This is a genomic window from Pedobacter sp. KH_004, from assembly GCF_057840755.1.
On the sequence record NZ_CM174519.1, the window covers coordinates 2903052 to 2916336 of the forward strand.

10 protein-coding genes are annotated in these 13285 nt (G+C 38.0%); 5 read left to right on the top strand and 5 right to left on the bottom strand.

The genetic code is table 11. From position 1 onward, the window contains the following. Window positions 1-32 precede the first annotated feature (32 nt). The 4 genes from AC3ITD_RS12590 to AC3ITD_RS12605 all read left to right on the top strand — a co-directional run bounded on the left by AC3ITD_RS12590 (window position 33) and on the right by AC3ITD_RS12605 (window position 5940). Window positions 33-2279, top strand: coding sequence for a sodium-translocating pyrophosphatase (locus tag AC3ITD_RS12590; RefSeq protein ID WP_489360168.1), 2247 nt, complete (start codon window positions 33-35; stop codon window positions 2277-2279). 130 nt (window positions 2280-2409) lie between these two features. Continuing rightward, window positions 2410-3867, top strand: a complete 1458-nt coding sequence (locus tag AC3ITD_RS12595) for an amino acid permease (protein WP_265800901.1) — start codon at window positions 2410-2412, stop codon at window positions 3865-3867. A 95-nt stretch (window positions 3868-3962) separates the two neighbouring features. Further along, window positions 3963-5300: a porin gene (locus AC3ITD_RS12600; RefSeq protein ID WP_489360171.1), complete on the top strand. Its 1338-nt coding sequence runs from the start codon at window positions 3963-3965 to the stop codon at window positions 5298-5300. Between the two features lie 58 nt (window positions 5301-5358). After that, window positions 5359-5940: a MarC family protein gene (locus tag AC3ITD_RS12605; protein WP_265800903.1), complete on the top strand. Its 582-nt coding sequence runs from the start codon at window positions 5359-5361 to the stop codon at window positions 5938-5940. 423 nt (window positions 5941-6363) lie between these two features. Here AC3ITD_RS12605 and AC3ITD_RS12610 read toward each other — a convergent pair whose 3' ends face one another. The 5 genes from AC3ITD_RS12610 to AC3ITD_RS12630 form a co-directional block, all read right to left on the bottom strand. Then, window positions 6364-7530, bottom strand: a complete 1167-nt coding sequence (locus tag AC3ITD_RS12610) for an RsmB/NOP family class I SAM-dependent RNA methyltransferase (protein WP_489360173.1) — start codon at window positions 7528-7530, stop codon at window positions 6364-6366. Window positions 7531-7551: 21 nt separating this feature from the next. After that, window positions 7552-8766 (bottom strand): ABC transporter substrate-binding protein, encoded by a 1215-nt coding sequence (locus tag AC3ITD_RS12615; RefSeq protein WP_489360175.1) that lies wholly within the window; start codon window positions 8764-8766, stop codon window positions 7552-7554. A gap of 109 nt (window positions 8767-8875) precedes the next feature. Beyond that, window positions 8876-10405, bottom strand: a complete 1530-nt coding sequence (guaA, locus tag AC3ITD_RS12620) for a glutamine-hydrolyzing GMP synthase (protein ID WP_056849398.1) — start codon at window positions 10403-10405, stop codon at window positions 8876-8878. Window positions 10406-10558: 153 nt separating this feature from the next. Beyond that, window positions 10559-11017, bottom strand: coding sequence for a deoxycytidylate deaminase (locus tag AC3ITD_RS12625; RefSeq protein WP_265800908.1), 459 nt, complete (start codon window positions 11015-11017; stop codon window positions 10559-10561). A 63-nt stretch (window positions 11018-11080) separates the two neighbouring features. Beyond that, window positions 11081-12514: an MFS transporter gene (locus tag AC3ITD_RS12630; protein ID WP_056849396.1), complete on the bottom strand. Its 1434-nt coding sequence runs from the start codon at window positions 12512-12514 to the stop codon at window positions 11081-11083. A 143-nt stretch (window positions 12515-12657) separates the two neighbouring features. Here AC3ITD_RS12630 and AC3ITD_RS12635 point away from each other — a divergent pair, with 143 nt between their 5' ends. Continuing rightward, window positions 12658-13284, top strand: coding sequence for a LysE family translocator (locus AC3ITD_RS12635; protein WP_056849395.1), 627 nt, complete (start codon window positions 12658-12660; stop codon window positions 13282-13284). Window position 13285: the final 1 nt, after the last annotated feature.

The window sequence follows — 13285 nt, forward strand, 5'->3', positions numbered from 1 at the left end:
GATATCAACAAACCAATAACCAAATATTAACTATGAATTTTTTACAAGACAACTTAATTTACACTATTCCGGCGTTGGGCCTAGTTGGAATAATTGTGATGATGATTAAAAGCGCCTGGGTAAACAAGCAAGATGCAGGGGATAAAAACATGCAGCAACTTGCTGGCTATATCGCCGATGGTGCAATGGCCTTCTTAAAAGCTGAATGGAAAGTTTTGAGCATTTTTGCTGTATTTACAGCGGCTTTGCTTGCTTATTCAGGAACCATTACCGAAATCAATGGTGTTCCTATGCATTCTAGCTGGATTATCTCGATTTCATTTTTAATTGGTGCATTCTTTTCTGCAAGTGCTGGTTATATCGGAATGAAATCGGCCACTAAAGCTAACGTAAGAACTACGCAAGCTGCAAGGACTAGCTTAAAACAGGCGCTAAAAGTTTCGTTTACCGGCGGAACAGTGATGGGATTAGGTGTGGCTGGCTTAGCAGTGTTGGGACTAGGTGGACTATTCATCGTCTTTTTAAAATATTTTAATGTAGTCTCGGTTAACAGCGTAGAGATGAAAACCGCTATCGAAGTATTGACGGGATTTTCGTTAGGAGCTGAATCAATTGCTTTATTTGCCCGTGTAGGTGGTGGCATTTACACAAAAGCTGCCGATGTAGGTGCCGATTTAGTGGGTAAAGTGGAAGCGGGCATTCCTGAGGATGATGTACGTAACCCGGCAACAATTGCCGATAATGTGGGTGATAATGTGGGTGACGTTGCCGGAATGGGCGCCGATTTATTTGGCTCATATGTAGCAACCATTTTAGCAACAATGGTTTTAGGGCAGGAAATAGATGTGAAAGATAATTTTGGCGGAATGTCCCCTATCCTTTTGCCGATGGTGATTTGTGGGTTAGGCATTATCTTTTCTATTATAGGAACCTGGTTTGTTACCATTAAAGATGAAAAATCAAATGTTCAAAATGCGCTGAATCTGGGAAACTGGTCTTCGATTATCATCACCGCAGTTGCTTCATTCTTCATCGTAAAATGGATGTTGCCTGAAACCTTGAATTTACGTGGATACGAGTTTTCTAGTATAAACGTTTTCTATGCGATCATGGTCGGCCTTGTAGTGGGCACCATAATGAGTATTGTTACCGAGTACTACACCGCTATGGGTAAAGGTCCCGTAAACTCAATTATCCAACAGTCTTCTACTGGTCATGCTACAAATATCATTGCTGGTTTATCTGTCGGAATGAAATCGACGGTTATTCCTATTTTGGTATTAGCTGGTGGGATCATGTCGTCTTATTACTTTGCCGGGCTATACGGAGTAGCTATTGCTGCTGCTGGAATGATGGCAACTACCGCCATGCAACTGGCCATTGATGCTTTTGGTCCGATTGCAGATAATGCAGGTGGTATTGCAGAAATGAGCCAGCTTCCTCCCGAAGTTAGAGAAAGAACAGATAATTTAGATGCAGTTGGAAATACTACTGCAGCGACTGGAAAAGGATTTGCTATCGCCTCTGCAGCTTTAACTTCATTGGCTTTGTTTGCTGCATTTGTTGGAATTGCTGGTATTAGCGCTATCGATATTTACAAAGCACCAGTTCTGGCAGGCTTATTTGTGGGCGGGATGATCCCTTTTATTTTCTCAGCATTGTGTATTCAGGCGGTTGGAAAGGCTGCGATGGATATGGTTCAAGAAGTTCGCAGGCAGTTTCGTGAAATTCCAGGAATTATGGAGTATAAAGCAAAGCCTGAATATGAAAAGTGCGTAGCCATTTCAACAAAGGCTTCAATCAGAGAAATGATGCTTCCGGGTGCAATCGCACTGATTACACCTATTATTATTGGATTTGCTTTCGGGCCGGAAGTTTTGGGTGGTTTGTTGGCTGGGGTTACAGTAACGGGCGTATTGATGGGAATTTTTCAGAGTAACGCTGGTGGTGCCTGGGACAATGCCAAAAAATCTTTTGAGCAAGGTGTAATGATCAATGGCGAAATGTTTTATAAAAAGTCAGAACCACATAAAGCTTCGGTGACCGGCGATACCGTTGGCGATCCTTTCAAAGATACTTCTGGACCATCAATGAACATTTTAATCAAATTAATGTCGATTGTTTCATTAGTTATTGCTCCATACATCGCAGTTAAGGCAATCCCTAGCAATCATCAGCAGGAAGTTAGGAAAGAAATTAAGATTCAGCAGAAAATAGATGCATCTGGCAATATAATTAACGATACTTTGATCAATAGTACCGATACTTTAACACACTAACTGTAAAATCATAGAGAGATTAGGACTTAAAAGGGGTTTTTAGCAAAATCCCTTTTTGTTTTTCGCAATTTTTATTTAGGTTTACCGCTTATTATCATAAAATCAACAAACATAAAAGACTAAACAAATTATGAATCTAAAAAAGCCTATTGATGTGCTTATAGCAGAATCTGCTGAAAGTGGAGAGGGCACACTCAAACGTACGCTAAGCAGTACGAGCCTTGTTGCATTGGGTATTGGAGCTATTATTGGGGCAGGTTTATTCTCTTTAACTGGTATCGCTGCTGCAGACCACGCTGGTCCGGCTGTGACCTTATCATTTGTATTGGCTGCGGTAGGCTGCGCTTTCGCTGGATTATGTTATGCAGAATTTGCATCTATGATTCCGGTTGCGGGTAGTGCTTATACTTACTCTTACGCCACCATGGGCGAATTTATGGCCTGGGTAATTGGATGGGATTTGGTATTGGAATATGCACTTGGAGCGGCCACAGTTGGTGTATCCTGGTCTGGCTATTTCAATAAACTCCTCCACGAGTTCGGAATGGAAATGCCGCTCTATTTAACAAAATCTTTTGCTGAAGTTGATGGCGGCGGAATTAACCTTCCTGCTGTTGTTATAGTTTCATTATTATCACTCATGTTAATCCGTGGTACTAAAGAATCAGCTAGTCTTAACAATATTTTGGTAATTGTAAAAGTTACTGTTGTAATTGTATTTATTGCGCTTGGATGGAAATTTATCAATCCTGCTAACCACACGCCATATATTCCCGAAAATACAGGTGTTAAAGGTGAATTTGGTATCTCTGGCATCGCAGCTGGTGCCGCTCTAGTATTCTTCGCCTTTATTGGTTTCGATGCTGTTTCAACAGCGGCTCAGGAAGCTAAAAACCCTCAAAAAGGAATGCCAATAGGTATTTTAGGTTCACTAGTAGTTTGTACTATACTTTATGTATTGTTTGCACACGTAATGACGGGATTAGTTCCTTATTCTATCTTTAAAGGTGATGCATCGCCTGCAGCTACTGCATTTAAAGTAACAGGATATAGTTGGCTGCAGATGGGATTAATCATTGCCATTTTAGCAGGTTACACTTCGGTAATTCTGGTAATGTTAATGGGACAATCAAGGGTATTTTATACCATGTCTAAAGATGGTTTATTGCCTAAATTCTTCAGTAGCATTCACTCTAAGTTCAGAACGCCATTTAAAACCAACATCTTCTTTATGTTCTTTGTGAGCATATTCGCTGGTTTTGTTCCGGTAACCGATTTAGGCCACATGGTATCAATAGGAACTTTGTTCGCTTTCTCATTGGTTTGTATCGGTGTAATGTTGTTACGTAAAACTGATCCAGATAGAGCAAGACCATTTAGAACGCCGTTGGTGCCATTTGTTCCAATTATGGGCGTAATTGTTTGTGTTTATTTAATGTCGTCATTACCATTAGAAGCATGGATTCGTTTAGCAATCTGGATGGCTTTAGGTGTAGCGATTTACTTCTTCTACGGAAAAGGAAATTCAGTACTCAGAAATAAAGGAAAAGTGGTTACTCCAGTTGATCCTCCAAAACCTGAATTATAGAAATAAATATTTAAAGCCTCGAGAAATCGGGGCTTTTTTGTGCCATTTATTTTGGTAAAGATTTTATTGATATACCTTTGCAGAAAATCAGCTACATGAACCAACCATTTTTATCGGCATTTGGTAAATACATTATTGGTATTTTATTTTTGTTCGTTATTTCTTCAAGTGCTTTAGCACAACGCACTATAAATGATATCATGGATTCTACAACGGTGAATCACCTGTTAATCATCTCCAAGAAATATGGTTCATTATCATTTAGCGGTTACATGCAACCTCAGTTTCAGGTGGCTCAAACGAACGGTACACAGGCAGAATATCAGGGTGGCAATTTTGGCGAGTTCACCAATAATCGTTTTCGTTTAAGAAGAGGCAGGCTAAGGGCCGATTATATGATATTGAATGATGACCAAAGTCCATCTACCTATTTTGTTTTGCAATTCGATGGAACTGAGCAGGGCGTTAATATCAGGGATTTTTGGGGACGTTATTACGAAAACAAGTGGAAATTGCTCTATATCACATTGGGTCTTTCCGGCCGTCCTTTTGGTAATGAACTACAACTCTCCTCTTCAGTAAGGGAAGCCCCAGAACGTGGGCGGATGTCGCAGATTTTAATGAAGACCGAACGTGATTTAGGCGTTACTTTTACCTTTAATCCAAGATGGAAAGACGCTACGCTCAAAAATTTCGTACTCGATTTAGGCGTTTACAATGGTCAAGGCTTGGCTGGTCCCGGAGAATTTGATAACAGTAAAGACGTAATTGCAAGACTAAGCCATAAGCCATATAAAATAAAAAGCGTGGGTTTATCCATTGCTGGCGGAATAAGTACCTTACAAGGCGGGCTAAACCATCGCTTGCCTGTGAGTTATAAGATAGATAATCAAAATGGCATTTTGAGTATGGTTAAAGATTCTTCTGCTTCAACTATGAACAAGGTTGCTCCGAGGAAGTATTATGGAGTGGACATCCAGCTTGCAACATCAATTAAAAGCTGGAAATCGGAATTAAGAGCAGAGGTGATTTCCGGGCTTCAATCTGCAACGGCCACAACTTCTACTACGCCGGGCTCTTACCCTGTCGATAATAAATCAGTCCCATTGCCTTATTATACCAGAAACTTTAATGGCGCTTATTTCACTTTTGTGCAAACCTTAAATAGCACCGATAATCAACTTATTTTTAAATATGACTGGTACGATCCCAATTCGAAAGTTAAAGGGATGGATATCTCGGCAACCAGAGGCTTAACTGCTGCTGACGTTCGCTTTGATACCTTTGGCTTCGGCTTTTTGCACCATTTTAATCCACACTTTAAAGCGGTTTTATACTACGATATCATTAAAAATGAATCGACCCAAATACCAGATTATACAGACGATAGAAAAGACAATGTGTTTACTTTAAGAACCCAGTTCTATTTCTAAAGAATTTGTTGATAATGATTTAATACAAATTGACTTACCTTTATTAAAATTGCACCCTATGAAATTCGATTTTTTAAAATTCGACTTCAACCAAATTTTAACCACTACAATGGTTATTTTTGCCATTATCGATATTTTAGGTTCAATTCCGGTAGTGATAGAACTACGCAAAAAAGCAGGTCATATCGAATCAGAAAAAGCTTCTATCGTAGCTACAGCCCTGATGATTTTATTTCTTTTCTTAGGAGAATCGCTTCTTAGGGTAATAGGGCTTGATGTAGAATCATTTGCTATTGCGGGCTCATTTGTAATTTTCTTTATTGCAATGGAAATGGTTTTAGGTTTGACCATTTTTAAAGAAGAAGCACCTGAAACGGTTTCGATCGTACCACTGGCTTTCCCGTTAATTGCAGGTGCAGGAACGATGACAACATTACTCTCCCTAAAGACTGAATATCAAACGCAAAACATTTTAGTGGGCATTATTTTGAATATGCTTTTTGTTTACTTCGTTTTGAAAAATACGGAGAGATTGGAAAAATTATTTGGAAAAACAGGATTAAATATCCTTCGCAAAGCGTTTGGGGTAATCCTGTTAGCCATTGCAATTAAGTTGTTCAGGAATAATACGGGGCTTTAGGGATTATTTTTAAGATTCGTCACCTCCATTTATCTCAAGGTTCAATACCGCAAAACAGATGAGGAAGCTTGGTTTTTTCATTACACGCCAAGTCGTCGTTGCCAAAAGAAACGACGAAGCAATCTTAATGTGATCGCTACCTGCTATAGTTGTAGGATTGCTTCGTGCCTCGCAATGACGATCATTGTATTAAATGACAATCCTAAAATGAATCTGTAACAATAATTTCGTATATTGATCTAAACATAAAGCTAACGAAAATGAACAGCTTTGAGGAATATACATTAATAATTGGGGCGATTGCTGTTTTAATCGAAGCAGTGAAGTACGTCAAAAAGAATTTCAATTCATGGTTTGAGCATGTATAACCTGTGCATTAAAACAAGTTCAAAAAATTATCTGAAAATAATCCAGTAGTCTTAATTAATCCTGGCGCTTAATCAATCTTGCCACAAACATCGTATCAGCATTGTTCTGATAACCTTTAATAAGCTCCATTTTTTCTAAAGTCAAGGGTAAAGTTTCCAGGAGGTGATTAACAACATCTTCATTTTCGGCAGCAAAAGCGGAGCAGGTAATGTAAACCAAAGGCTTTCCAGACTTAAGATATTTAATCACATTAGTGGCAATAGCCTTTTGTATCGTGGCGAATTGATCTATCTTCCGTTCTTCAAAAAAAGTAAGCATTTCTGGCGTTCTTCCCCAAGTACCCGAACCTGTGCATGGAGCGTCTAAAATAATCCCGTCGAATTGATAATGATGCAGTATTTGATCATTATTTCTCAAAAGATCGAGTTCTTTTTTATGGTATTTCCTTATCCCTGCCAAACGGAATCGCTCATCTAGATTCAATAGAACAGACTCTCGCAAATCACTTACTAACAACTCTATTACGGGCTCCAGACTGTGTAAAAGCAAGGTTTTCCCACCAGATGCCGCGCAACAGTCCCACCATTTATCCCATTTGTTAGGCAGAAAATATTCTCCAGTATATTGTGAAGATAAATCCTGAACCTGATAAGATCCTTCTTTCAAAATGGTTTCTAACTTTGTGCCGTTGGCTAAAGCCAATGCGGTTTTTGATACCTGTCTTACATCAATATTTTCACCTTTTAATTGATCAATAATCTGTCCTGCCTGACCTTCCGCAACCCTGATGAATAAATCAGGTTGTGTAAAGAATGATATGAAAAAATCTTCTTTATTTAAACTTTCAGATAACTTTTCGTGGTGAGGATAAACATCTGTTAATGCAAATGCTGGAAATTTCTCTTTGACTTTTTCTAACTTTTCCAGCAATGAAAGTTGTATTTGATCTATAAATTCTGGAAAGTTCTTCTCTACAATAGGACTTAGCGTGTTATGGCAAAGAAAATCTGCAATGCTTAACCTTTGCTCTTGATTCAATTGCAAAAGCGCTTTGCCCAATCTAAAAAAGCTGTAAACATGCCGTGTTGCCCATCGCCTATCGGAAGAACCCATTTGTTTATTTTGCTTAAAATAACCAGGTAAAAATCGATGCAGTGGCAAACTGCCATCGTAATGGGTTAAAATTTGTTCCAAGGCACGTAACTGATGATCAGCTCTCATAAAAAACAGGAAGTAATAATATTATTCGATAATATTTAGGGCAAAGTTTTTATACTTCAAAAGCATTAAACTGGTATTAATATAGCCTAATTTTTCATCATGAATAAAAGAAAAATTGTTATGTAAACCTTTGTACTTTTCTTTGGTAATGTACTCCAAATAATTTTCACCGTACTGATCTAGCAGTTTACCGAAATAAACCCCAATATCGAAACCTTTAAAAGCATATTCTCCAGGTTCAAAGCCATATTGGCGCCGATATTTTTTTATAAATGAGGTTACAGCAGTGCTTTTATAATCAATTTTATAGGATGAACTCACTATCGTATTTAATGCCTGTACCTTTTCTGTTGGATAATTTTGTTTCACCCAGTTTGGATGACCAAATAGGTTTATATTATAACCTCCTGTAGGAAGATTTTTTAATTTATACAGTTTCTCTACGGTAGGTAAAACGAAGGCTCTATCCGCTGAAGTAACAATAACTGCATATTGTTTGCCTTTTATCATTTTGGTTTCGAAGGTATATGCCGATGCATACTCCTGCACAATAAATTTAGGATTACTTTGCAAATATGTTCTCAAAGGAGCAGCAAACTGCTCATCCTCACTTTTTCTAGGGTTGATTAGAACCACAATCGTATTAGCAGGGTTGAAATTTCTGGTGATGTAGCTTGCTATTTTCTTACCATGCAAATCGATATTATTAACAATCGAAATCAGATTTGGATTATTGAATTCCAATGGACTTGAAGCCGCTAAAGGCGAAACTACCGGGATATTATTTTCTTTGGAATAGGATGCAATAAATTTTTGTCCATCAGGAAAAACAGGCCCCACAATTAAGTTGCTTTGTTTAAAACGCTCATTTTTATAAAGCATCGAAATATGGGCATTATCATCCTGTGTATCAAAAACATTCAATTTAAAGTTTAGTCCCGATGCAGCCGCTGAATCAATCCCAAGCTTAAATCCCTGATAAAAATCAATCGGCATTGCATACTTTTCTACATCTGCCTTGGTAGCGGTTTTTAAATTGATTTCATCAAGTCTAAATGGTGCTAATAATGAGATGCTAGCTTGAGTAAACTTCTTTACAGGTTTCTTTTTTTCTTCAGGTTTTTCCTTTTCAACAGGTTTGCTGGTTGGTGGTTTGGGTGTTCTTATTTTCGGTGAGCAAGCACCCAAAACCAAAGTGAATAGAAGTAATATCCAGTAACTGTTTTTTAAATTCATACCTATCTTTTTAACAAAATATGCCAGCAAAAGTTTATTCACTTTGCTAGCATACTCCAATACTTGTTTTAAATGATTTTTAAGATTTAAAAATCAGGATCCTCCAATCTTATTCCCACTCAATAGTTGCAGGTGGTTTCGAGCTGATATCGTATACCACCCTATTAATTCCTTTAACCTTATTGATAATTTCATTGGAAATCTTCGCCAATAATGGATACGGCAAATGGCACCAGTCGGCTGTCATGCCATCCACTGATTCAACAGCTCTAAGCGCAATTACGTTTTCGTAAGTACGCTCATCGCCCATTACCCCTACCGATTGAACCGGCAAAAAGATAGAACCTGCCTGCCAAACTTTATCGTATAAGCCAGCAGCTTTAAGCTCGTTGATATAAATCGCGTCTGCATCTTGTAAAATAGCAACCTTCTCTGCTGTAACTTCTCCCAAAATACGGATTCCTAAACCTGGCCCAGGGAAAGGATGGCGACCTAATATCACATCATCAATACCTAAAGCTTTACCAACTCTTCTTACCTCATCTTTAAACAGTGTTTTTAATGGCTCCACAACTTTTAACTTCATAAAATCGGGCAAACCACCCACATTATGATGTGATTTTATAGTAGCAGATGGACCGTTAACAGAGATTGACTCGATTACATCAGGATAGATAGTACCCTGACCTAACCAGTTTACACCAGTTACCTCGTGTGCAGCATCATCAAAAACCTCAATGAAAACACGACCAATGGCTTTACGTTTCAATTCAGGATCGGTAACACCAGCTAGCTGACTTAAAAAGCGGTCTTTAGCATCAATGCCTTTGATGTTTAAACCCATGTGTTTGTATTGCTCCAATACCTGAGCATATTCATCTTTACGAAGCAAACCATTATCAACAAAGATGCAATGTAAATTTGCACCAATTGCTTTATGCAATAAAACCGCAGCAACACTACTATCAACACCGCCAGATAAGCCCAAAACAACTTTATCATTGCCTAGTGTAGCTTGCAGTTCAGCAATGGTGGTTTCAATAAATGCTGTTGAAGTCCAATCCTGGCTACAGCCACAAATATCTACCAGAAAGTTCTCCAATAGAACTTTTCCATCAATACTGTGTGTTACTTCAGGGTGAAATTGTATCGCATAAGTATTAGAATCTTTAATGTGATAAGCGGCAACCTTAACGCTCTCTGTGCTGGCAATTAATTCTGCATTTTCTGGCAAATCTGTAATGGTATCGCCATGGCTCATCCAAACCTGAGAATCAATGTTTATACCCTTGAAAAGTTTATTTTCCTGGTTAACAAAGCTTAAGTTTGCACGACCATATTCGCGTGTTGAAGAAGCGCGAACCTGACCACCAGTTTGTTGCGCAATATATTGGGCACCATAACATACAGCCAATAATGGATATTTGGTATGATAGTTTGATAGATCAATTTGTGGAGCATCATCCTGACGAACTGAATATGGGCTACCTGAAAAGATAACACCTTTTACATCCTCGGTAATTTCAGGAAGATTGTTGAATGGATATATTTCACAGTAAATATTTAGTTCGCGAACTCTACGAGCGATGAGTTGTGTAAATTGCGAACCAAAATCGACGATAATGATTTTTTCTTGCATCCGCAAAGATAGATAAAGAAAGGGAATTGTTAAATTGTTTTATCGTTATTTATAATCAAATCTATTGTTCGTTACTGGTTTTCAGTTACCGGTTGTTATCAGCAGCTCGACACTTCCATACTTCATTAATTCTAACAATTATCAATTTACAGTTTAGCTTTCCATTAACATTACCTCTACCCCAAACTTCATCAAGAAATCAACACCTTCATCACTCGGCAAACCTTTGTATGCTGCGTAAGATTTTGAATAATAGACCAGTTTAATTCCTGATGATAAAATTAATCTGGCACAGGCGATGCATGGTGATAAGGTGGTATAGAGTGTGCATCCTTCAATCTTGGAGCCATTTTTGGAAGCGTATAAAATAGCATTTTCTTCTGCATGAAGCGCCAAAGAACAGCTTCCCTTGCTGTCTCTTGCACAACCGTGTTCTGGCCATTCTTCGTCACAATTATGTGTTCCTGCCGGCGGCCCATTATACCCAATAGAGATGATTCTGGTATCTTTTGTTAAAACCGCACCAACATGGGCACGTACGCAATGCGAACGTTCCGCTAAATCAGTAGCGAGATTCATAAATATGGTATCGAAACTTGGTTTATTAGTCATGCTTAAAATAAAAAAGCCACGAAGCAGTTTAACTTCGTGGCTGTAAAAATACTTTATTAAAAATTAATGTCCGCCAGAAATTTTCTGATCAAAATTAATTCCTTGTGATCTTAAAATTCCACTTACTCTCCAGGCGTAAAAAGCAAGATATGCGAAACACAGAATACCAACAATGTAACTATATTGAATACCAGTATACTCCGATACTGCACCTTGTAACCAGCTGATAATTCCGCCGCCCATAATCATCATAATTAGGAAACTACTTCCCTGACTGGTGTGTTTTCCTAAACCACTTACTGCTAAAGTGAAAATACATGGCCACAATGTGCTACAAAATAAACCTACGCTTGTGATGGCATAAACACTAACCATTCCAGTGGTAAACATTCCGATAAGTAAAGCAAGTATGCCAATTGCAGAAAATATTAATAGCATTCTTGCCGGATTTCCTTTACTCGCCATATCAGCAATAATCAATACTAAAATGATTAATCCGTAAACGTAGAATGGAGCCAGATCGTGATCGGCAATTGCATTAACCGCTAAGAAAATTCCAAAAGCTAAATATGGCGCAACAAATCTTAATATTTTTTGAGTCTGGATGTTATCGGTGAAAGCTTCTACAGCTCCGGTCCATCTACCAATCATCATACTTGCCCAGTATAGCGAAATATAAGGTGCAATATCATGCAGTGCGAAACCTAAATCTTTCTCCATATAAGCTGGCAAATTACTCGCCGTTGATACTTCAACACCAACATAAACAAAAATTGCAATCATCCCCAAAACCAATTGTGGGAACTTCAAGGCAGATCCCTTTGCCCCTTTTTCTTCTATTTTCGCTTCAACCAACGCTGGTCTATCTGGTAAAGAAGATAATTTTAAGAATATCGCGACAGCAATGAAGGCAACCCCCAGAATTAGATAAGGAATCTTAACACTTTCTATACTAATATCTGAACTTGCATTTGCTGCCGAACCGAAAATGGCAAAACTTACAATAAGCGGTCCAATAGTAGTTCCGAAGTTATTGATACCGCCTGCAAGGGTGAGTCGCTGTGAGCCCGTTTTAATTGGACCCAATGCAATTGCTAAGGGATTGGCAACGGTTTGCTGTAGCGAAAAACCTAATGCAACAATAAATAAACCGGATAACATTAGCGGGAACGATGCCAAATTTGCCGCCGGATAAAATAATAGTGTACCTAATGCCGAAATCACGAGACCTAACGCAAGCGAGTTTTTATAGCCTAGTTTATTTACAATGTCTTGCCCGATTAGCACTGAAATTCCGTTATAGATAAGCGCACCCACGGTGTATGCAATATAAAATGCCAGTGAAACCAACTGACTTTCAGCTTGTGATAAATCAAAAGCCTTCTTGAAAACCGGAATTAAAATATCATTACTTGCGGCAACGAAGCCCCAAAAAAAGAATACGGTTACCAAGGGAATAAATTGGGCCCACTTGGTTTGTGTTTGTTCTGAACTCATGTTTAAAATATAGTTTTAGTGGGGCTAAACTTAGATAAAAAAAATTAAAAAATAGTAACTTTTATGCAACTTATGCAACAAAAATAAATGTACCATCTTTAGGTATAAAATTGCATATTCGCATATTATAAACAATACAATACATGTTTGAAGCCATATTATTAGGTATTGGGGCAGGGATTATTTCGTCGTTTTTAACAGGTCCGGTATTTTTTGCAATGATTAAAACCAGTATAGAAAGAGGCTTTATGGCAGGGTTTTCTTTAGCTATTGGGGTTATAATTAGTGATGTTATATTAATCGCATTAGTCCTTTTTGGAAGTCAGTTTTTTGATTATAAAGCTAGCTTCGACAAATATGTCGGTACTATCGGCGGGATTTTCTTACTCGCGGTAGGAATATATTATCTGGTTTCGAAAATGAAGGTTAATTACGATTCCGCAACCCTCCAGAAGATCAGTAAGAGAGGTTATGTTTTAAAAGGATTTTTGATGTGTATCCTCACTCCTTCTACCTTAATGTTCTGGATTATTGTAAGCGGAATTATTTCTGTTAAGCTAAATAACATGCTGAACGAAAAATTGGTTTGCTTTTTTATCGCGATGGTTACTCAACTGAGCATAGATGGAGCAAAGAGTTTCTATTCAAGTAAACTCAGATACAAAATAAAGGAAGATGCCCTAAAAACACTTAATAAAATTGCAGGGGTAATTATTATTCTATTTGCTTTCTGGCTTATTTACAAAACATATGTTCAGTTTTATGCATAAG

What these genes read in the sequence shown, in the direction of transcription:
- AC3ITD_RS12590 (WP_489360168.1), top strand. Translation starts at nt 33, where the DNA reads ATGAATTTTTTACAAGACAACTTAATTTACACTATTCCGGCGTTGGGC.
- AC3ITD_RS12595 (WP_265800901.1), top strand. Translation starts at nt 2,410, where the DNA reads ATGAATCTAAAAAAGCCTATTGATGTGCTTATAGCAGAATCTGCTGAA.
- AC3ITD_RS12600 (WP_489360171.1), top strand. Translation starts at nt 3,963, where the DNA reads ATGAACCAACCATTTTTATCGGCATTTGGTAAATACATTATTGGTATT.
- AC3ITD_RS12605 (WP_265800903.1), top strand. Translation starts at nt 5,359, where the DNA reads ATGAAATTCGATTTTTTAAAATTCGACTTCAACCAAATTTTAACCACT.
- AC3ITD_RS12610 (WP_489360173.1), bottom strand. Translation starts at nt 7,530, where the DNA reads ATGAGAGCTGATCATCAGTTACGTGCCTTGGAACAAATTTTAACCCAT.
- AC3ITD_RS12615 (WP_489360175.1), bottom strand. Translation starts at nt 8,766, where the DNA reads ATGAATTTAAAAAACAGTTACTGGATATTACTTCTATTCACTTTGGTT.
- guaA (WP_056849398.1), bottom strand. Translation starts at nt 10,405, where the DNA reads ATGCAAGAAAAAATCATTATCGTCGATTTTGGTTCGCAATTTACACAA.
- AC3ITD_RS12625 (WP_265800908.1), bottom strand. Translation starts at nt 11,017, where the DNA reads ATGACTAATAAACCAAGTTTCGATACCATATTTATGAATCTCGCTACT.
- AC3ITD_RS12630 (WP_056849396.1), bottom strand. Translation starts at nt 12,514, where the DNA reads ATGAGTTCAGAACAAACACAAACCAAGTGGGCCCAATTTATTCCCTTG.
- AC3ITD_RS12635 (WP_056849395.1), top strand. Translation starts at nt 12,658, where the DNA reads ATGTTTGAAGCCATATTATTAGGTATTGGGGCAGGGATTATTTCGTCG.